Source organism: Pseudomonas sp. GW821-FHT09A09 (genome assembly GCF_059418405.1).
In genome coordinates, this window is record NZ_JBWKPU010000007.1 from 39137 (window position 1) to 57582 (window position 18446).

General features: G+C 61.9%; 18 protein-coding genes. 9 read left to right on the plus strand and 9 right to left on the minus strand.

Features of this window, described 5'->3' with window-relative positions; translation table 11 throughout:
* The first annotated feature begins 6 nt into the window (after positions 1–6).
* Both AC07OV_RS07825 and AC07OV_RS07830 read left to right on the plus strand, forming a co-directional pair.
* Positions 7–3618 (plus strand): transporter substrate-binding domain-containing protein, encoded by a 3612-nt coding sequence (locus tag AC07OV_RS07825; RefSeq protein ID WP_495091960.1) that lies wholly within the window; start codon positions 7–9, stop codon positions 3616–3618.
* A gap of 134 nt (positions 3619–3752) precedes the next feature.
* The gene (locus AC07OV_RS07830) at positions 3753–4175 is read left to right on the plus strand and encodes a chemotaxis protein CheY (protein ID WP_494996709.1); all 423 of its coding nucleotides are present in this window, start codon (positions 3753–3755) and stop codon (positions 4173–4175) included.
* Here AC07OV_RS07830 and dkgB read toward each other — a convergent pair.
* Complete coding sequence (gene dkgB, locus AC07OV_RS07835) at positions 4172–4990, minus strand: 2,5-didehydrogluconate reductase DkgB (protein WP_495091961.1); 819 nt, start codon at positions 4988–4990, stop codon at positions 4172–4174. The two genes, AC07OV_RS07830 and dkgB, sit on opposite strands and share 4 nt — an antisense overlap.
* A gap of 236 nt (positions 4991–5226) precedes the next feature.
* Between dkgB and AC07OV_RS07840 the strand changes: the two genes are divergently transcribed.
* Positions 5227–5622: a carboxymuconolactone decarboxylase family protein gene (locus AC07OV_RS07840; protein WP_176997582.1), complete on the plus strand. Its 396-nt coding sequence runs from the start codon at positions 5227–5229 to the stop codon at positions 5620–5622.
* A gap of 6 nt (positions 5623–5628) precedes the next feature.
* On the opposite strand, the gene AC07OV_RS07845 is transcribed toward AC07OV_RS07840, so the two are convergent.
* Genes AC07OV_RS07845 through AC07OV_RS07860 form a run of 4 tightly spaced genes read right to left on the minus strand, consistent with a single transcriptional unit; the run spans position 5629 to position 9648 of the window.
* Positions 5629–6444, minus strand: coding sequence for a PP2C family protein-serine/threonine phosphatase (locus AC07OV_RS07845; RefSeq protein ID WP_494996711.1), 816 nt, complete (start codon positions 6442–6444; stop codon positions 5629–5631).
* Complete coding sequence (locus AC07OV_RS07850; protein WP_494996712.1) at positions 6441–7880, minus strand: serine/threonine-protein kinase; 1440 nt, start codon at positions 7878–7880, stop codon at positions 6441–6443. The genes AC07OV_RS07845 and AC07OV_RS07850 overlap by 4 nt, the downstream gene beginning before the upstream one ends.
* A 10-nt stretch (positions 7881–7890) precedes the next feature.
* Entirely contained in the window at positions 7891–8769 is an 879-nt protein-coding gene (locus AC07OV_RS07855; RefSeq protein ID WP_494996713.1) for a c-type heme family protein, read from the minus strand.
* A 30-nt stretch (positions 8770–8799) separates the two neighbouring features.
* The gene (locus AC07OV_RS07860) at positions 8800–9648 is read right to left on the minus strand and encodes a FecR family protein (protein WP_495091962.1); all 849 of its coding nucleotides are present in this window, start codon (positions 9646–9648) and stop codon (positions 8800–8802) included.
* A 273-nt stretch (positions 9649–9921) separates the two neighbouring features.
* Between AC07OV_RS07860 and AC07OV_RS07865 the strand changes: the two genes are divergently transcribed.
* From AC07OV_RS07865 to AC07OV_RS07875, 3 genes are all read left to right on the plus strand, one after another.
* Positions 9922–10620 (plus strand): hypothetical protein, encoded by a 699-nt coding sequence (locus AC07OV_RS07865; protein ID WP_176997587.1) that lies wholly within the window; start codon positions 9922–9924, stop codon positions 10618–10620.
* Between the two features lie 112 nt (positions 10621–10732).
* Complete coding sequence (locus tag AC07OV_RS07870) at positions 10733–11329, plus strand: DUF3455 domain-containing protein (RefSeq protein ID WP_495091963.1); 597 nt, start codon at positions 10733–10735, stop codon at positions 11327–11329.
* A 125-nt stretch (positions 11330–11454) separates the two neighbouring features.
* Positions 11455–12207 (plus strand): outer membrane protein, encoded by a 753-nt coding sequence (locus AC07OV_RS07875; protein WP_176997589.1) that lies wholly within the window; start codon positions 11455–11457, stop codon positions 12205–12207.
* Between the two features lie 16 nt (positions 12208–12223).
* Here the strand turns inward: AC07OV_RS07875 and AC07OV_RS07880 are convergent, their stop codons facing one another.
* The 4 genes from AC07OV_RS07880 to AC07OV_RS07895 all read right to left on the minus strand — a co-directional run bounded on the left by AC07OV_RS07880 (position 12224) and on the right by AC07OV_RS07895 (position 15883).
* Positions 12224–13051 carry a hypothetical protein gene (locus tag AC07OV_RS07880; protein WP_495091964.1) on the minus strand — a complete coding sequence of 276 codons (828 nt, stop codon included), beginning with the start codon at positions 13049–13051 and terminating at the stop codon, positions 12224–12226.
* Entirely contained in the window at positions 13039–13239 is a 201-nt protein-coding gene (locus tag AC07OV_RS07885) for a hypothetical protein (protein WP_494996717.1), read from the minus strand. Before AC07OV_RS07885 ends, AC07OV_RS07880 begins: the two co-directional genes overlap by 13 nt.
* Before the next feature lie 122 nt (positions 13240–13361).
* Complete coding sequence (locus tag AC07OV_RS07890; RefSeq protein ID WP_495091965.1) at positions 13362–13940, minus strand: cupin domain-containing protein; 579 nt, start codon at positions 13938–13940, stop codon at positions 13362–13364.
* The gene (locus AC07OV_RS07895; protein WP_495091966.1) at positions 13928–15883 is read right to left on the minus strand and encodes an oxidoreductase; all 1956 of its coding nucleotides are present in this window, start codon (positions 15881–15883) and stop codon (positions 13928–13930) included. Before AC07OV_RS07895 ends, AC07OV_RS07890 begins: the two co-directional genes overlap by 13 nt.
* 164 nt (positions 15884–16047) lie before the next feature.
* Here AC07OV_RS07895 and AC07OV_RS07900 point away from each other — a divergent pair, with 164 nt between their 5' ends.
* The 3 genes from AC07OV_RS07900 (at position 16048) to AC07OV_RS07910 (ending at position 18426) form a co-directional block, all read left to right on the plus strand.
* The gene (locus AC07OV_RS07900) at positions 16048–16806 is read left to right on the plus strand and encodes a class II aldolase/adducin family protein (RefSeq protein WP_176997594.1); all 759 of its coding nucleotides are present in this window, start codon (positions 16048–16050) and stop codon (positions 16804–16806) included.
* A 41-nt stretch (positions 16807–16847) separates the two neighbouring features.
* Positions 16848–17486, plus strand: coding sequence for a TetR family transcriptional regulator C-terminal domain-containing protein (locus AC07OV_RS07905; protein WP_176997595.1), 639 nt, complete (start codon positions 16848–16850; stop codon positions 17484–17486).
* Positions 17487–17634: 148 nt separating this feature from the next.
* On the plus strand, positions 17635–18426 hold the full coding sequence (locus AC07OV_RS07910) for an enoyl-CoA hydratase/isomerase family protein (RefSeq protein ID WP_494996719.1): 792 nt from the start codon (positions 17635–17637) through the stop codon (positions 18424–18426).
* Positions 18427–18446 lie beyond the last annotated feature (20 nt).

Consider the following 18446-nt stretch of genomic DNA (forward strand, 5'->3'; position numbering starts at 1 on the left):
CCTGAAATGACTATCCACTGGCTGCTCAGGGGGGCGGTGATCCTGTGGGCGGGATTACTGCCCGTGGCGGCGACCGCACTGGACGAGCCGCGACACCTGCACTTGCTGGGGCACTCGGATTTTGACGGCATTTCCGTGCCGCTGGACGAAGCCGACGGGCGCTGGCTGCGGCAGCGGCGGACCTTGTTGATGGGGGTTTCCGCGCCCGATTACGCGCCCTTTGACCTGACCAATAACAATGACGAACTCGAGGGTATCACCGCCGACTACGCGGCGCTGATCGGCCAGGCATTGAACGTCACGATCGAAGTTCGTCGCTACGACACTCGCGACGAAGTGATCGAAGCGCTCAAGGTAGGGGCCGTGGACTTTCTCGGTTCAGCCAATGGGTACGAAGCAGCCGACCCGCAGTTGGTGCTGTCTCGCACCTATGCCAATGATCAACCGACGTTGACCACCCGCTCCAGTGCCAGCCAGGCGTTGAGTGCCGACCTCGCCGGTAAGCGCGTGGCGATGCTGTATCACTACATGCAGCCCGATGCCGTCCAGGCGTTCTACCCCAAGGCTCATCTGCAGTTGTTTGCATCGGCCTTCGAAGCGATCGGCGCCGTGGCGTTCGGCCAGGCTGACGTGTACCTGGGCGATGCCATCAGCAGCCGCTATCTGATCAACAAAAATCACCTCAACAACGTACGCATGGCGGACTTCTCCGCCCTGGAGGTCAACCCCTTCGGGTTTGCCTTCGCCAAGGACAATACGCGGCTGCTGAATATCATCAACACCGCATTGGCGGCGGTTCCCGTCAACCAGCAAATGGAAATCCTGCGACGCTGGAGTGCCGGAGGCGGTTATCTGGAGGCCGATCGGCTGCGTTTGAGTGTCAGTGAGCAGCGCTGGCTGGAAAAATACCCGAGGATCAAAGTGGCGGTTCTCGACCCATTCGTCCCGCTGTCTTTTTTCAACGAACAAGGGCAATTTGAAGGGCTGAGCGCCGAGGTGTTGTCGCGGATCAGTTTGCGTACTGGCTTGAAGTTCGACGTGGTGCCGGGCAGTTCACTGCCGCAGCAGATCGAGGACGTCAACGCGGGGCGTGCAGATATGCTCGCGGTCGTCACCCCCAGCGTCGAACGGTCTGAAAAGGTCCGCTTCACGCGACCCTATGTCTCCAACCCCTACGTCCTGGTGGTGCGCAACGACGACAAGCGCACGGTTACGCTGGAGGACATGTCGGGAAAGCGTCTGGCGTTCATCGGCGGCAACAGCCTGGGGGCGCAAATAGCCCGGGACTATCCCACCATCACGTTTCTCGACACACAGAGCCCGGAGCAGGCCATGGCGCTGGTCGCCAATGGGGAAGCCGACGCAACGGTGTTGTTGCTGATCAGCGCGCGCTACATGATTGCGCGCAACTACCGTGATCGCCTGCGTATCACCAGTACCGTTGGCCCAGAGCCAGGTCGCGTCACATTTGGCGTCAACCGAAGCCAGTTGGAACTGTATTCGATCCTCGACAAGGCGCTGTTGAGTATCCCTCCAGAGGAACTGGATGAACTGACCAACCAGTGGCGCACCGAAGTCATCGTCGAAGAGAGTTACTGGCTGCGCCATCGTGACGTGATCCTGCAAGGTTTTGGCCTGGCCACGTTGTTGCTGTTGCTGACCCTGGGTTGGGCGATTTACCTGCGCACGCTGATCCGCAAGCGTGTGCAGGCCGAGCGCGCCTTGAGCGATCAGATGCGCTTCATGAGCGTCTTGATCGATGGCACGCCCCATCCGATTTACGTGCGAGACCGCCAGGGACGGTTAATGGCGTGCAATAACGCCTATCTCGATGTGTTTGGTTTCAAGCTTGAACACGTGATCGGCAAGACCGTGGTGGAAACCGACACTGGCAACCCGCCGCAGGCCCGGTCGTTCCATGAGGACTACTTGCGGCTGATGGCGATGGGCGAACCGCAGATCCACGACCGGATACTCAAGTTGCCCAATGGTGAGGCGCTGACCATCTATCAATGGATGCTGCCGTACCGTGATGGCGACGATAACGTGGTCGGCATGATTGCTGGCTGGGTGGATGTGAGTGAACGCCAGCGACTGTTGCGTCAGGTCCAGGAGGCCAAGGAAGATGCCGATGCGGCCAACCGCGCCAAGACCACCTTTCTGGCGACCATGAGCCACGAGATACGCACGCCGATGAACGCGGTGATCGGCATGATCGAGCTTGCCCTGAAAAACGCCGAGCAAGGTCGGGCAGACCGGGATGCACTGGAGGTCGCTTCGGTGGCCTCGCGCGGCATGCTGGAGTTGATCGGCGATATTCTTGATATTGCACGGATTGAGTCCGATCATCTTTCCCTGACCCTTGAACCCACCAACCTCCACGAGCGGCTCGCCTCGGTGGCGCGGGTGTTCGAGGGCCTCGCACGGGCCAAGGGCCTGGTATTGCAAGTGGACCTGGACCCGCTGATTGAGCGTGCAGTGCTGGTCGATCCGCTGCGATTCCAGCAGGTCGTATCCAACTTGCTGAGCAATGCCATCAAGTTCACCGCCAACGGCCAGGTGGTACTGGGGGCCCACGGGACACTGCTGGGAGAGCAGTTGATGCTCCGGCTGTGGGTGCAGGACACGGGCATTGGCATCAGCGCGCAAGATCAACTGCGGTTGTTCAACCCGTTTAGCCAGGGCAGCAACAACGAACAGTCAGTTCGCAGCGGTTCAGGCCTCGGGTTGGTGATCAGCCGCAGCTTGTGCGAAATGATGGGGGGGCAGCTGCACCTGAGCAGTGTGCTGGGGCAGGGCACGCGCATTGATGTGACGTTGACACTGGCCCTCACGACGACCTCGCCCGCGCCGTTGGCAGTGCCCATGCCGCACCTTGCGCCTGCGCGTGTATTGAGCATTCTGGTGGTGGATGACTATCCGGCCAATCGGTTGCTGCTGACACGGCAATTGAGTTTCCTGGGGCATCGTATTACGTCGGCAGAAGAGGGCGTCCAAGGGCTGGCACTCTGGCAGGCGGGCCACTTTGACTGCGTGATCACCGATTGCAATATGCCGCTCAAGAACGGTTACCAACTTGCCCAGGAGATTCGCGCCCAAGAGCGTGACAAGAGGCGGGTGCCATGCCTGTTGCTGGGGTTCACTGCCAATGCGCTGCCTGAAGAAGCTGAACGCTGTCGCCAGGCGGGTATGGACGGATGCCTGTTCAAACCCACAGGACTGGATGATTTGCGCTCGGCATTGGCTGCAACCACGGCCGGGGATGTGGTCGAGCCTGGAGCAAAGTTTGATTTGAGTGCATTGATCGCGCTGACCAACGACGCCCCTGGCGCCCTCAACGAGTTACTCCAACCACTGCTCGACAGCCTCAAAGCTGACCGCACGTTGCTCGCCTCCCTGCGACATGAGCCCGAGTTTGTAAAACTGCACGACCTTGCCCACCGTATCAAGGGCGGCGCGCGGATGGTCAAGGCCCAGGCATTGATTGCCTGTTGTGAAGCCTTGGAGGCCGTGTGCGAACAGCGGGATCGGCAAACCCTGGGCCCGGTCGTCGAGGCGGGGATGGAGGTTCTCGACGATTTGCACCATGGCCTGAGCCGTTATTGCAATCAGGCATGACTACAGTTGACGGCCATTCGGAGGGTTTGGGAGAACTCCTACATGAAGGGGGAACAAGCCTGATTTTGTCTGCGGAATATGTCTGGAAAATGGGCCCCGCTCACTGACGAGCACTGCCTGCCCAGGGGTTTGCCATGCCGAACAAAGCACTGACCATCCTGATTGCCGATGAACAGCATCTGCAACGGTTGTACATCGAGAAAATGCTCAACCAGTTGGGGTATCACCGGATCGTCCCGGTGCAAACGTTCGAGGAAGTCCAGATTCTGACTGCCATCCCTGCCGAGCCCTTTGATGTGCTCATCATCAACGCGGGGCTCGCCGCCCACACGTGCGGGCCGCAACCCCAGGTCCGCCATGTGCTGGTCTACGATCACCTCGACCTGGCGGCACCGGCCGGCGCAACGCCGGCTGTACTCGTGCGGCTACCCGGCGTGCCGGACAACGTCAACCTCGAACACTTCATGGATATCATCGACCCGCCGCAGGCCAATACAGGCCTGCGGGTGTTGCCGTGGCTGCGGGAGTTATCCCGCCAGCCAGTGGCCAGGGTCTAGTCCCACTTCGGCGCGATGCCCTTGGGGCTGGTCAGGCGATGGCCACGTTCCAGGCTGGCGATCTGCGCCATGTCGGCAGCGCTCAAGGTCAGTTGCAAGGCCTTGAGGTTGCTCTCCAGGTTGGCCCGTTTGGTCGACGACGGGATCACCGCATAACCCAGCTGCATCGCCCAGGCCAGGGTGACCTGCGCCGGGGTGGCTTGATGGCGTTCGGCGATCTGTTGGATCACCGGGTCTTTCAGCACTTCGCCATAGGCCAGGGTCATGTACGAGGTGATCTGGATGCCGTTGGCGGTCGCGAAGTCCACCACTTTCTGGTTTTGCAGGTAGGGGTGCAGTTCGACCTGGTTGGTGGCGATGTTCTCGGCACCCACGGCGGCGATGGCCTGCTTCATCAGGTCGATGGTGAAGTTGGAGATGCCGATTTCACGGGTGAGGCCCAGGCGCTTGGCTTCCAGCAATTGCCCCATGAACTCGGCCATGGGCACCTGGTCTTCCGGCGATGGCCAGTGGATGAGGGTCAGGTCCAGGTAATCGGTCTGCAGTTTGCGCAGGCTTTCCTTGAGGCTCGGGATCAACTGGCCTTCGGCGAAGTTGGCGATCCAGATCTTGCTGGTGATGAACAGTTCGTCGCGCGGGATTCCGCTGTTGGCGATGGCCTGACCGACGTCGGCTTCGTTTTCATAGATCTGCGCGGTGTCGATGACGCGGTAACCCAGTTCCAGGCCGGTGCTCACCGAATCGATGACCACCTGGCCTTGCAGGCGAAAGGTACCAAGGCCAAAGGCGGGAACAGCGTGCTTAGGGATAGACATCGGTAACTCCTGAAGGGGGTGTGAACAATGGAGTCGAGTATCCGCTCGTCGTTCCTTCGGAAAAACCGCCGAACCCGAAAAGGACTCTTTACCGCAAATCACGAATGGTCAGTGCTATCTCTGAACATCCACACGACCGCTCATCCACATTGTCACCCGGGATTTGCCGGCTTCACTTGCCAGCCACCGCTGCTGCGCGGTATTCCAGAACGCTCTCCCTTCACCCTGGATATGCCATGACCCAACACCTCACCGAATACGCCGATGCCAGCCCCGAAGTGCGCGCGGTCTACGACGACATCATGCAAACGCGCAAGGTCGAGCAGGTGAACAACTTCTGGAAATGCCTGGCCGCGCACCCGCCGACCCTGCGCCGCACCTGGGAAAGCCTCAAGGAGATCATGGCGCCGGGCGCACTCGATCCGCTGACCAAGGAGCTGCTCTACGTGGCCGTGAGTGTGACCAACAACTGCCCGTACTGCATTGCGTCCCACACGGCTGCTGCGCGTAAGGCCGGCATGACGGATGAGATGTTTGGCGAGTTGCAGGCAGTGGTTGGCATGGCCAACGAAACCAACCGTCTGGCCACCGGCTACCGCGTGCCGGTGGACGATGCGTTCAAATTGCCGTGAGGCAACTCATCGGTCGAACCACGCCAGCAATACCGTGACGTTATCGCGCCCGGCGTACTCGCGGGTGAGGTTGACCAGACGTCGGCACGCCGTTTCCAGCGTGTCGCGTTGGGCGACCGCGAGCACCTGGAGCATTTCCTGGTGTGGCACGCAGCCGTGCAGGCCGTCACTGCACAGCATCAACAGGTCGCCGGGCTGAACCGGGTGAACACGTACCTGCGGTTCGACCCGGGGGCCGGGGCCGATGGCTTGCAGCAACAGGTTGCGCGCGGGCAGCCGGTCGACCTTGCCGGCTTCGAGGGCTTGCTGGTACCAGGTCTGGTCGCGAGTCAGCAGGCTCAGTTCGCCCTCGCGGTAGCGGTACAGGCGGCTGTCGCCCACATGGAACACCAGCAACGGCCCGTTTGATTGCGGGCGCCACACGCCAGTAAGGGTGGTGCCCATGCCGCTGCCTTCGCTCATGTGGCGGGCCACGTTCTGCTGGTAAACGCACTGGTTCACCTGGTCGATGGCGTTATGCAGCAGGCTGGCGGCTTGCATCTGCGGGTCGGACCAGGTGGCGTCGGGGTCGAGGCCGTCGTGGGGCGGGTGGATGCTGTGAACCTTGAGGGCCTCGCGCAGGCTGACCAAGGCTTCGGCGCTGGCCAGGGCGCCGGCCTCATGGCCACCCATGCCATCGGCCACGGCGAGCAGGCCCAGGGCCGGCTCCACCAGAAAATTGTCTTCGTTACTCTGGCGCACCGAACCGACATCACTGACCCCATAGGCAACCGCAGCGGCCAGTTGATGGGGCCCGCAGGCGCTGAGTGGGGAATCGGTCATGGGAGAGACTCGAAGCTGGTGAGGAATGCCAGGCGCTGGGCCTCGCTCTCGATGTGCTCGGCCAACAGCTGCAGGAACGGTTGGCGCAAGGAGGTGGCCCGTGCAGCCCGGCTGACCACAATGCGCGCGATGGGGCCGATCAACACAGCCAGGCGCTTTTCGGCCATCTGCGAAAAGGCCGGGTCAAGGGGCGCGGGCACTGTTTCAGTGGTGCGGGTGACTTCAGTGGGCGGCTCGATCGCCGTGGGCTCACGGGGCGGTTCCACAGGCGCGGTCGGCGGGTTCAGGCGCAGGAACAGCGACTGGCTGGCACTGGCGAACTGTTCCCGGCCACGCTCGGAAGGGATGTGGGGCAGCAGTGCTGCGCAGATGGCGTCGAAGTCATCTGCACCGTTGAGGCTCTTGCGCACCAGAAAACGTGCCAGCGGCCCGATCTGATGGGACAGCAGCGATTCCAGTTCCGGCATCACCGCAAGCTTCCAGGGCGTCAGGGTTTCCACCGCTTCGGTGAGCGCCGCCGTGCCGGTTGGCAGCGGCGTTACCCCACTGCTCAAGGGCTGGTTGGGGCGGATCAAGACGGTGCGGTCATCGTCGATTTCGGCGTTGGTCCAGGTGCCGGTCGCCGTGCCCAACAGGGCTTCCAGATCGTCGAGAAACGCCTGGGCCGAGGGGTAGCGCTCGGCCGGGCGTTTGGCCAGGGCGCGCACGATGACGGCATCCAGCGCCGGGTCCAGCGCCAGGTTGAGGCTCGACGGTGCCACGGGTGTCTGGTTGAGGATCTGCTGCATGACCATGGTGGCGGAGCCCGAGAACGGCCGCTCGCCCGTGAGCAATTGGTACAGCACGATGCCGGCGGAAAATACATCGGAGCGGCCGTCGATCAACTCGCCGCAGAACTGCTCGGGCGACATGTAGCTGGGCGTGCCGATCATCGAACCGGTTTGGGTGAGGGTCGAAGAGTCCAGGCGAGCGACGCCGAAGTCGGTGACCTTGACCTTGCCGTCGGCGGTGATCAGCAGGTTGGCCGGCTTGATGTCGCGGTGCACCACACCTTTGGAATGGGCGTATTCCAGGGCCGACAACAGTTGGCGCATCCAGCCGAGGCTGTGGCTCAGGTCCCGGGGCGTCTGTGCGGCGAGCAAGGTGTTGAGCGGCGTGCCCTCGACAAACTCCATGGCGATGTAGGCCGAGCCTTCATCCTCGCCGTAGTCGTACACGCCGACGATATTGGGGTGCATCAGGCGTCCGGCTGCCTGGGCCTCATTCTTGAAACGGCTGACCAGCTCGGCGTGCTGGCTGTCGCCGAACAGCTCCTTGCGGATGGTCTTGAGCGCCACTGTACGTGCGATGTTCGGGTCGAACGCCTTGTACACCGTACCCATGGCGCCTTTGCCGAGTACGCTGTCGATGCGGTACTTGCCAAGTTGTTCAAGCATGATCGCGAACCTATTCCTCAAGCATCTTCATGGCACTGACCAGGCTGGTGCGCATGCGGCCAAACGACTGGCCCAGGCGCGCCAGCTCGTCGCTGCCGCTGACGTCCATCGGTGGCACGTCGGTTTCACCCAGGCTGACCCGGTCGGCCAGCGCCGACATCTGCCGCAGGCGACGGGTGACAAACAGGTGCACCGCCACGTTCAAGGCTACGAACAGCACGGCAAAAATCCCCAGCATCGACAGCATGTAGCTGTGCAGCAGGCTCCTGGCCCGTTGCAGCGGCAGGTCCAGTGGCACGGTGACCAGTTGCGCGCCGATGGTGTCGTTGAGCTTCCAGCCAAAGCCGTTGCTCGCGCCGTAGATGTCGACCATGGTTTTGGGTGCCGCTTCGGGTGTGCTGTGGCACGCCAGGCAAGCCCCGTCCTTGATCTGGATCGGCCGCGCGATGTACAGCGCGGCGCCTTTTTCGTCGCTACGCTCGCCGACCAACTCGTCTGCCTGCGGCTGGCTGCGCAGGTTGTTGATCAGGCTTTTCTCCCAGTCATTGGCCAGGTCGCGTGGGTTGGTGGGGTTGAGGGTGGCTTCCTTGTAGGCATAGTCCGGATAGGACTTGAGCAGCTCCTGCAGGTGCGAAATGGCGGCGAAGTCCGGCACCGACTGCGGCAGGAACTGGAACTTCAAGCGGTTCTCCAACAGCGGCACGATCTGCTCGGCGGTGTAGGTGCTGGCGGCCGAGGCCGAGCGCATCAGCATGCGCGCGGTCTCCAGGGTTTCCCGGCGCGCGCTCTGCTGCAGCATGTAGTTCGTGGAGAGGCTGGTGGCGATAAAACCGACGATGAACACCGCCAGGAACACCACGTTGAATTTGACCGCGAGCGACAGTTTCATAAGGACCTTCAGGTACAGGCGTGGTGAGGATCAGTGCGCATTCTTGCGGCGCTCCAGGTGCAGCAGTTCCAGCTCCCACTCCAGCACGCCGCCGCGGTTGACCTTGACCGCCTGGCGGAACGCCGGGTCGTTGAGTCGCGGAGCAAAACGGCTGGCGAGCATCTGCTGGCTGAGGTTCAGCGGGCTGACCACCCAGGGCGCGATGTCGTCGTAGGTGACGTCGCGCTCTTTTTTCGGCTCCGCTGCCTTGGGGGCCTTTTTGCCAAGGGGCACCAACGGGTCGAGGAACTGGGGCGGCAAGGCGTCGATGAACGCCTGTTCGGGACGCGGCACACGCTTGAGTGGCCCGTCGCCGTCGCGCTGGGCAAAGTCTTCATGGCCCAGGGTGACGTTGCTGTCGGCCTTGCCACGGTTGTCGAGCTGGCTGACCACTTGGCTGCCGTCCTCGACGAACATCTCGGTCTGGTGCTTGCCCACATGGATCACGCTGGCGCTGCCGGTGAGGTTGAACGCCAGCCCACCGGTGGTGACCGCCAGGTTCCCATGGCTGTTGCCCGCGACGGGTTGCAGCTTCAACCAGCCATTGAGCAGGTTGATCTGCGCGGCATTGCTGTTGGTCGCAATGAGGATGCGCGTGTCGGGCCCCAATGCCAGGGTCGCTGCGGCGAGCCCTTCGATCTGTATGCCAGCGGCGCCGGTTTGCAGAATATCGCCACCTTGCAGGCGGGTGCCGGGGCCGACGGTATACAGCGCAGTGGCGCGGATCAGCTTCAGCGGTTTTTCCGCGTAGGCGATCACGGCGATGCTGGCCGGCGCTGCGTGTGCCAGCGCAAGGGGCAGCAGGCTGGCGAGGAGTAGGGCAATCGAAAGTTTCTTCACGTTGGCGCCATCTATCGAGCACTTTGGGTCAGGCACCGATGCTGTGGGTACAGCCGGTGTTCGTGCGTGCGCAAGGCATCGCAGGGCCGAAGGCTACCGGCTGCAAGGGCGAAGGAAGAAGACAATTATCTGCATGGAAATCGCTCATTTCGATTAAGCGAAATCATGGAATAAAGCATCGGGGGAGGGTGTTCTTCTCATGGTTTCCCGTGATCCGAACGGTGTTTGAGGATCGGCAACACGTCTACGCTTTCCTACTGCCCGGAGCCCCTTATGTCCACCCAATGCATGAACGCGTTTTCATCCACCAAGACCTTTCTGCAACAGAACTTCATGACGGCCAAGCGTATTCCTTCCGGGCTGGTTGCCGGCCTGAATGTGTTTGACGTCAATGATCACAAAGCCGGCGGCTTTCGCCTGGCGACCCTGGATAAACCGGGGGAGTACGGCAAGGTCGAGCGGCCACTGATGGGGCATTGGGTGCCCCAGGGCAGCTTCTGTGACATTCCTGCCAACCCCGGTGCGACTGGCTATGTGTTCACGCCGGATTTCAGTGGTTGTTCGATCCTGATCGACCACATCGACGACACCACCTACCGGGTGTTCCATGTGCAGGGCGGCAGCGATTACCTGAACAAGGAGTACCTGAGCCGGTTTGATGGGCATGGCCTGGGTTTCGCCACGGCGATGACGTTCGATGACTATGGCGAGGATGCCTACCCACGAGGCTTTGCCTTTATGAAGTTCGAGGAAGGCCGCTGGTGGATTTATTTCCAGCGCCAGAACGGCGTAGGGCTGAACTTTGCGTACGGCAAGTTCCAGATGAATGGGGCGCAAACCGTGCGTGGCGGGGGGCGTATCCCGGTGCCGAACCTCAAGCGTGAGTCGCCGCGACACGGGGTGGTACACAGCGGCAAGGCGCTGCCGATGCCCGCCAGCCAACGTGCGGAGTTGAAGGTGGAGGTCTGGTAGGCGAGGCGTTTTCGCCGGGTCTGGAAAAAAGTCGGGAATAAACACTTCGGGTCGGTTGTTCATCCTGCAGACGCTGATAACCAGCCGTGATCGACTACCGATGGATCCCAAAATGATTGACCAGACCCTTCTCGACCCTTCTTCCGGCAGACGAACAATGAGCAACACCGACCCCGACGTTGTAGCGCGCCGTAATCGCCTGGCGCTGATGGTATTGCAGGTGATCGGCCTGGTGGTGCTGGTGCTCTGTGCAATCGACGCCCAGCGTGCCCAGGCCCAGGACTTGCCGGAACCGGCCGCGGGGGCTGCGAAACATGTGCTGATGACCGTGCAGGCCACGGGTGTGCAGATCTACACCTGCGCCAAGGACAGCAACGGCCAGTTGGGCTGGCAGTTTCGTGAGCCGCTGGCCACGTTGATGATCAACGGCAAGACGGTCGGTCGGCATTTCGCCGGGCCGACCTGGCAGCTGGATGACCGCAGTGCGGTGGTGGGCAAGGTGCTTGCCCAGGCCCCGGGGGCCGGCCCCAAGGATATCCCGCTGTTGCGCCTGGGGGTGGTCGACCATCAGGGCGAGGGTGGGCTGGCGCAGGTGGTTGCCGTGGAGCGCTTGCATACATTGGGCGGTGTGTTCGGCGGCAGCTGCGAGCAAGCCGGTGAACTGCACGTGGAACCCTACAGCGCCGACTACCGCTTCCTCGGCCAATAGCCTTACCCCGAACTGTTCGGTTCGGTGCTGACCCCCCTTATCTGAATTCACGCTTCGCGCCGATCCCATTCGGCGTGCGGCAACGCTGTGCCTGTCAATCAACCAAAAAAACCAGGAGCTTCTACATGATCACTCGTTTACTCGGCGTTACTGCGCTTACTGTGGTGGCTTGCGCCTCCGTCCAGGCTGCCGAAGGCCCCACCGACTGGACCGGTTTCTACGGTGGCCTGAGTGCCGGCTACGGCTTTGGTGGCGACGGAGACGTCAACACTAAGGGCCAGGCTGCACCGAACATTGCCAACATCAACGGCGGCGCCCGCCCGGGTCGGGTTGACCTGGACCGCAATGGCCTGCTGGGCGGTGCGCAGATCGGCTACAACTACCAGTTCGGCCAATGGGTTGCCGGCATCGAGGCCGACATCTCCCACACCGACCTGCAAGACAGCCGCACTATCGGCACCTCGCAACTCAACACCCACCTGGCGCTGAACAACAAGTTCGAGTCGAAGATCAAGTACCTCGGCACCCTGCGCGGCCGCTTCGGTTATGCCTTTGACCACACCCTGATCTACGGCACGGCCGGTTTGGCCTACGGTGAAACGAGCCAGAGCGTCGACATGTTCGGCCCTACCGGCAACACCCAGTTCAGCGGCGATCAAAGCCATTTCAAGATGGGTTACACCGTGGGCGCCGGTATCGAGCAGGCGATTACCCAGAACCTGTCGTTCAAGACCGAATACCTGTATTACGACCTGGGCGAGGACAAGCTGAACGTGGCGGTGATTCCGGGCAGTGGCGGGGCGGGCACCGGGTACGACTCCAAGTTCAAGAACGATGGGCAGATGCTGCGCGTGGGGTTGAACTGGAAGTTTGATTGACGTGACGCGCAAGGCCTCAGGCGCAGGCGCTTGAGGCTTTCAACGGGCGCGCCGGGCGGTGTTGGTAGAACTGGCCCTGGCGTGCCTTGCGGTGTTTGCGGGACTGGAAGCTGTTCCAGGTGGTGAAGTCGAAGCGCGTGGCCGAGACGACGTTTTCCTGGATAAGCATGATGGGCGCCGGTGTGATCACGTTTGCGTAGTGGGTGTTGAGCGTGACTTCGAGCGTGTCTTTGTCGCGGTAGCCGCTGAGCAGGGGGATCAGGGTGAATGCGTGGTCCACACCGTCCGACTCAGTCGGCCCGCCAACCACGGCAACAATGCCTACATACACTTTTCGGTCACTGAAACTGAACATGCACGGCACTTGTTGTTGAATTGACTCCTTGAGCAACGTCTTGAACGGTGTGTCTTCAAGAATACCGAGGGTCAACTGCCAGTCCAACTGCGTGGCATTTTCGAGACTCAGGCGGCTGCTTTTGGACAGGACATACAACCGTGCCCAGCAAAAAGGCATGAGCATCGATGTCAGCCCGACTTGCAGCAGGAACACCCACAGCGTGCAGTTTTTTTCATTGGCAATATCGAGTTGCACCAACTGGGAACCCAGATAGTCACTGTAGTCGGTCGGGACCAACCTACCGCCCGCGTACAGGTTCTGTTTTGACACGACCAGTACCAGAGCACTCAAGAAGGTGGCTGCAAGCAGGCAAGCGACTCCCAGTCGCGCTACCTGCAGATAAAGCAACTGCCCATCGAAGCGATGCATGCGGCAGTAGTAATAGGGGTGTTTGATGCAGATCAGATAACCGCTGACCAGCAGTGGCAGAATGATTAGCAGGCCCATGAATCGTCAGTCTCCATTTTGCGGATCTGGCGTATCGCATTCCGATAGTTTTGCGAGGACATGATCTCGACGGGGTCCAGCGAGATGTACCTGCCCGTGATCTTCCAGGTCTTGAGCGACTTGACGGCCTTCGCGGTCGCCAGTTCATCCGGGGTGGGTTTACAGCACAGCAGATGCAATCCAAACATAGCAACAACCTCGAAAAGAAGTAGCCAGTTTTATAGCAAGCGCTCCCAGGCCTTCACCACTGATGGCCGCCACGCCACTGTCGCCAGTTCCCGTAGGAAAGGTCTCCATTGCCACCAGCGGCTTAAAATGTCGGCGGTGTTATCACCCAGATCACCACGGTTTCCACCTTGCCCGGGTTGCCATAGCGATGGGGCTCGTTGCTGGCAAAGCTGAAACTGTCACCCTCATCCAGCAAAAAGCGCCGCTCACTCACCCACAACTCAAACTGCCCACTCAGTACGTACCCGGCTTCCTCACCCTCATGGCTGTAGCTCTCTTGGCTGTAGGTGCCCGGAGGAAAGCACGAGTGCAGCATTTCCAACTGGTGATTGGGCAACGGCGTCAGCAGTTGATCGACAATGCCGTCTTCGTAGCGAATGCTCTGGCGGTTGCCCCTGCGCACCACATAACCTTCGTCCTCCGCTGCCGGCACGGTTTCGCTGGCGAAGAACCACTGGATGGTCACCCCCAGGCTGCGGGCGATATTGAACAGCGCCGGGATCGACGGATAAGCCAGGTTGCGCTCCAGCTGGCTCAGGTAGCCGGCGGTCAATTCACTCATCTGCGCCAGGTCCGTCAGCGTCAGGCCGCGAGCCTTGCGCAGGCCGCGAATGCGGGTGCCCAAAAACAATTGCGCTGATTCGTCGTTCAAAGCGTCCACGCTACCTTCAGTCCTTCATAGATCGCCTCTTCGGCGGTGCGCGGTGCCAGGCAATCGCCAATGCGATCGAAGGGCACCACCCCTTGCAGCTGTGCACCCAGAGTGTCTACCGGCTGATGGCCCTGGCACAACACCAGGGTGTCGACCGATTCGAGCAACATCGGCTCGCCGCTGGCGGTGTGTTGCAGGTACACGGTGCTGTCATCACAGCCGTAGAGGCGGGCGTAGGGAATGATCGGGATGCCCAGGCGATGCAACTCGCCGGCCAGTTGGTCGCGCACATACAGCGGCAGGTTTTCCCCGCAATGCGTGCCGTTGACCGCCAGTTGTACGGCGTGGCCGGCGCGCACCAGGCGTTCGGCAATGCCGGGGCCGATCCAGTCACAGCGCCAGTCGACCACCACCACCGAGCGGCCCAGTTCGACCTCGCCGCGCAGAACCTGCCAGGCGTCGACCACTTGCAGCTCGCCGCCTTGTTCGAAAGCCGGCCAATAGGGTTCGGCGCCGGTGGCGATGATCACGTGGTCGGGTTGCTCCCGTTCCACCAGGGTACGGTCAACCCGGGTATTGCGTACCACGCGTACGCCCGCCAATTCCATTTCCCGTTGCAGGTTGGTGCTGGCGCCGCCGAACTCGCTGCGCCGTGGCAGCAACTGCGCCAGCAGCACCTGGCCACCCAATTGCCCACTGGCTTCATAGAGTGTTACCGCGTGCCCGCGTTGTGCTGCCACGGCCGCCGCCTTCATCCCGGCGGGGCCGCCGCCGACCACCATCACACGCTTGCGCGTCATCGCCGGGCGCAGGTCGCCGAATTGCAACTCGCGGCCGGTCTCCGGATGCTGGATGCAGGAGATCGGCAGCCCCTTGTGAAAGTGACCGATACACGCCTGGTTGCACGCGATGCACGCGCGCACATCTTCGGCATGACCGTTTAGGGTTTTGGCGGGCATCAACGGGTCGCAGATCAGCGCGCGCGTCATGCCGCACACAGCGGCCTGGCCTCGCGCCAGGATCAACTCGGCCTCCTGGGGCTGGTTGATACGCCCGGTGACGAATAGCGGAATCGACAGGCTGGCCTTGAACGTGGCCGCCTCATCCGCCAGGTACGCGGCGGCAATCGCCATGGGCGGCACGATATGGATCGCGCCGCCCAGTGACGCCGATGTGCCCGCAACGATATGCACGTAATCCAGGTGCGTTTGCAGGCTCTGCACCGCTTCCAGGGATTCACTTTCGGTGAGGCCTTCGGCATCGCGCTCGTCCGCCGAAATACGCAGGCCGATGATGAAATGTTCGTTGGTGGCCTGCCGCACGGCGGCGATGATTTCTCGCAGGAACCTCAACCGTTGCTCAAGCGAACCGTTGTACCCGTCGGTGCGCCGGTTGACCCGAGGATTGAGAAACTGCGCCGGCAAGTAGCCATGGCTCGCAACCACTTCCACGCCGTCGATCCCCGCTTGATACAACCGCGAGGCTGCCGCCGCGTAGCCCGCGACGATCTCGTCGATCATCGGCTGCTCCAGCGCCCGAGGCATCACCCGGAACCGTTCGTTTGGCACCCCTGACGCGGAGTACGCCACTGCCAGCAGGCCATCGGCCGATTCCATGATTTCGCGGCCCGGGTGAAAGATCTGCGACAGCACCACCGTGCCGTGGGCATGGCAAGTCTCGGCCAATTCGCGGTAGCCCTCGATGCAGGCATCGTCCGTGGCCATCAGCACATGGGAGGTGTACCGCGCGCTGTCGTGCACCCCGGCCACCTGCAACACAATCAGCCCCACGCCACCTTCTGCACGGGCCCGGTGGTAGGCGATCAACTGCGGGTTGACCCGGTTGTCGGTGGGCATCGAGGTGTCGTGCCCGCTGGACATGATGCGGTTCTTCAGGCGTTTGCCCCGCAGTTGCAGGGGCTCGAACAGGTGGGGAAAGGCAGCGTGCGACATGGTGCGGATACTCCAGGCGCGATTGTTGTTATTTTTCTATAGGAGGCGAGCACCAGTAAAAAATCAACCTGTTTTTTTACTGGTGCTTGTTTTTCATGGGTGCTTGTTTTTCTACTGAAGAGTGGATTAGCGTCGCCATCACCCACCCCGCCCGGAGCATAAAAATGACTCACTCCACCGAACAGCAACTGCGTGAAGAGCTTGCCGCTTGCTACCGCTTGATCGCGCACTACCGCATGAGCGACCTGATCTTTACCCACATTTCGGTGCGTATTCCCGGGCCGGAGCATCACTTCCTGATCAACCCCTACGGGCTGATGTTCGATGAGATCACCGCCTCCAGCCTGGTGAAGATCGGCCTCGATGGCCGCGCGGTGGAGCCCTCGGCGTATGCGGTCAACCCGGCCGGTTTTGTCATCCACAGTGCGATCCATGGTGCGCGAGAAGACGCCCAGTGCGTGCTGCACACCCACACCCGTGCGGGCTGTGCGGTGGCTGCGCTGGAGTGCGGGCTGTTGCCGGTCAACCAGATCTCCATGGAGTTCTACGGCAAGGTCGCTTACCACGATTACGAAGGTGTCGCCCTGGACATGGACGAGCAGCGGCGGCTGGTGGCCGACCTGGGTGACAAGCCGGTGCTGATGCTGCGCAACCATGGCTTGCTCACGGTGGGCGAGACGGTCAGCCAGGCATTCCTGCGCATGTACTACCTGGAGAAAGCCTGCGATATCCAGATCGCCGCCCAGGCCTGCGGCACGCTGATCCTGCCGTCTGCCGAGGTGTGTACCTACACCGAACAGCAATTCAACAACCCGGACAGGCCGCTGGCCGAAGGCGAGCTGGTTGACCTGGATGCCATGCAATTGGCCTGGGCGGCGTTGCTGCGCATGCTGGATCGGGTGTCGCCGGGTTACCGGGAGTGATGTAGAGTCTGGCTGCCGACTCAACTGCAGGAAACCGCCGCATGACCCAGGAATCCCGTTTTTCCCGGATGGACCCGGAAGTGCGCAAGGCCAATCTGGTCCAGGCCACGCTGACGTGCCTCAAGCGCGACGGCTTCCAGGGCGCGTCGATTCGCAAGATCAGTGCCGAGGCCGGGGTGTCGGTGGGGCTGATCAGCCATCACTATTCGGGCAAGGATGAGCTGGTCGCCGAGGCCTACCGCACCATCACCGGCCAGGTCATGAGCCTGTTGCGCGAGACCATGGCCAAGGCACCACCGGACCCTCGGGAGCGGCTGTCGGCGCTGTTCCGTGGCTCGTTTTCCCCGGAGCTGCTCGACCCGCACCTGCTGGATGCCTGGCTGGTGTTCTGGGGCGCGGTCAAGACCGCGCCCGCCATCAACCTGGCCCACGAACACTCCTATGGCGAGTACCGCACCATCATGCGTTCGGCGCTGACCGACATGGCAGGGGAGGAGGGCTGGGAATACTTCGATGCCGACCTTGCCGCCATCGGCTTGAGCGCCTTGCTCGACGGGCTGTGGCTGGAGTCGGGGCTTAACCCCGGCACCTTTACCCCGGAGCAGGGCATTCAGATCTGCGAAGCCTGGGTCGACGGCCTGCAGGGCGCCGGGCGCCAGCGTTACCAGCTCAAACCCTGAGCCTTTCTCGCCGCCTGGGCGCACTGTCCGGGTCGGCATTTCTCCTCTGAAAATATTTGCAGTTTGCCGATTGCCACCTTACTGAACACTCGTTTAGTATCTCGCCATGTCGCACCCCTCAAGCCAATTAAAATAATTCGAGGAAGCCATGACGATCGATTCGCCCGTGCTCACCGCAGTGCAAGCAGGCGTTGCCTGGATCACCCTCAACCGTGGGCCCCAGCGCAATGCGCTCGATATCCCCACCCTCAAGCACCTGCATGCCTTGCTCGACGGCTTCAACGCCGACGCCAGCGTGCGGGTGGTGGTGTTGACCGGCAGTGGCCGCAGCTTCTGCGCCGGTGCCGACCTGGCGGAATGGGCCGATGCCGAAGCCCGTGGCGCCCTGGAAACCTACGGCTGGACCGAAACCGCCCACGCCCTGATGACCCGCTTGCACACCCTCGACAAACCCACGATTGCTGCCATCAACGGCACCGCCGTCGGCGCCGGCATGGACCTGACCCTGTGCTGCGACCTGCGCGTCGCCGCCCAATCGGCACGCTTCAAGGCCGGCTATACCAGCATGGCCTACTCGCCGGACGCCGGTGCCAGCTGGCACTTGCCGCGCCTGATCGGCACCGAGCAAGCCAAGCGCCTGCTCTTCCTGGATGAGCTGTGGAGCGCCGACCGCGCGCTGGCCGCCGGGCTTGTGGGTGAAGTGGTCGCCGATGACCAACTGCAGGCCCACACCCTTGAACTGGCGGCACGCCTGGCCAACGGCCCGACCTTCGCCTTTGCCCAGACCAAGACCCTGATCCGCGAAGGCGCCGACCGCAGCCTGCCCGAGCAATTGCAGGCGGAACTGGCCGCCGGCCTGTTGTGCGGGCGCAGTGCTGATGGTGCCGAAGCCCTGCGCGCCTCGATGGAAAAACGCCTCCCGATTTTCAGCGGCAAATAACAACAACACCTCCGAACAGG

Coding starts and splice junctions, on each gene's coding strand:
- AC07OV_RS07880 (WP_495091964.1), bottom strand. CDS start 13,051: ATGGGCCTGCTAATCATTCTGCCACTGCTGGTCAGCGGTTATCTGATC.
- AC07OV_RS07875 (WP_176997589.1), top strand. CDS start 11,455: ATGATCACTCGTTTACTCGGCGTTACTGCGCTTACTGTGGTGGCTTGC.
- AC07OV_RS07855 (WP_494996713.1), bottom strand. CDS start 8,769: ATGAAACTGTCGCTCGCGGTCAAATTCAACGTGGTGTTCCTGGCGGTG.
- AC07OV_RS07850 (WP_494996712.1), bottom strand. CDS start 7,880: ATGCTTGAACAACTTGGCAAGTACCGCATCGACAGCGTACTCGGCAAA.
- dkgB (WP_495091961.1), bottom strand. CDS start 4,990: ATGTCTATCCCTAAGCACGCTGTTCCCGCCTTTGGCCTTGGTACCTTT.
- AC07OV_RS07840 (WP_176997582.1), top strand. CDS start 5,227: ATGACCCAACACCTCACCGAATACGCCGATGCCAGCCCCGAAGTGCGC.
- AC07OV_RS07845 (WP_494996711.1), bottom strand. CDS start 6,444: ATGACCGATTCCCCACTCAGCGCCTGCGGGCCCCATCAACTGGCCGCT.
- AC07OV_RS07830 (WP_494996709.1), top strand. CDS start 3,753: ATGCCGAACAAAGCACTGACCATCCTGATTGCCGATGAACAGCATCTG.
- AC07OV_RS07870 (WP_495091963.1), top strand. CDS start 10,733: ATGATTGACCAGACCCTTCTCGACCCTTCTTCCGGCAGACGAACAATG.
- AC07OV_RS07905 (WP_176997595.1), top strand. CDS start 16,848: ATGACCCAGGAATCCCGTTTTTCCCGGATGGACCCGGAAGTGCGCAAG.
- AC07OV_RS07910 (WP_494996719.1), top strand. CDS start 17,635: ATGACGATCGATTCGCCCGTGCTCACCGCAGTGCAAGCAGGCGTTGCC.
- AC07OV_RS07885 (WP_494996717.1), bottom strand. CDS start 13,239: ATGTTTGGATTGCATCTGCTGTGCTGTAAACCCACCCCGGATGAACTG.
- AC07OV_RS07900 (WP_176997594.1), top strand. CDS start 16,048: ATGACTCACTCCACCGAACAGCAACTGCGTGAAGAGCTTGCCGCTTGC.
- AC07OV_RS07825 (WP_495091960.1), top strand. CDS start 7: ATGACTATCCACTGGCTGCTCAGGGGGGCGGTGATCCTGTGGGCGGGA.
- AC07OV_RS07865 (WP_176997587.1), top strand. CDS start 9,922: ATGTCCACCCAATGCATGAACGCGTTTTCATCCACCAAGACCTTTCTG.
- AC07OV_RS07895 (WP_495091966.1), bottom strand. CDS start 15,883: ATGTCGCACGCTGCCTTTCCCCACCTGTTCGAGCCCCTGCAACTGCGG.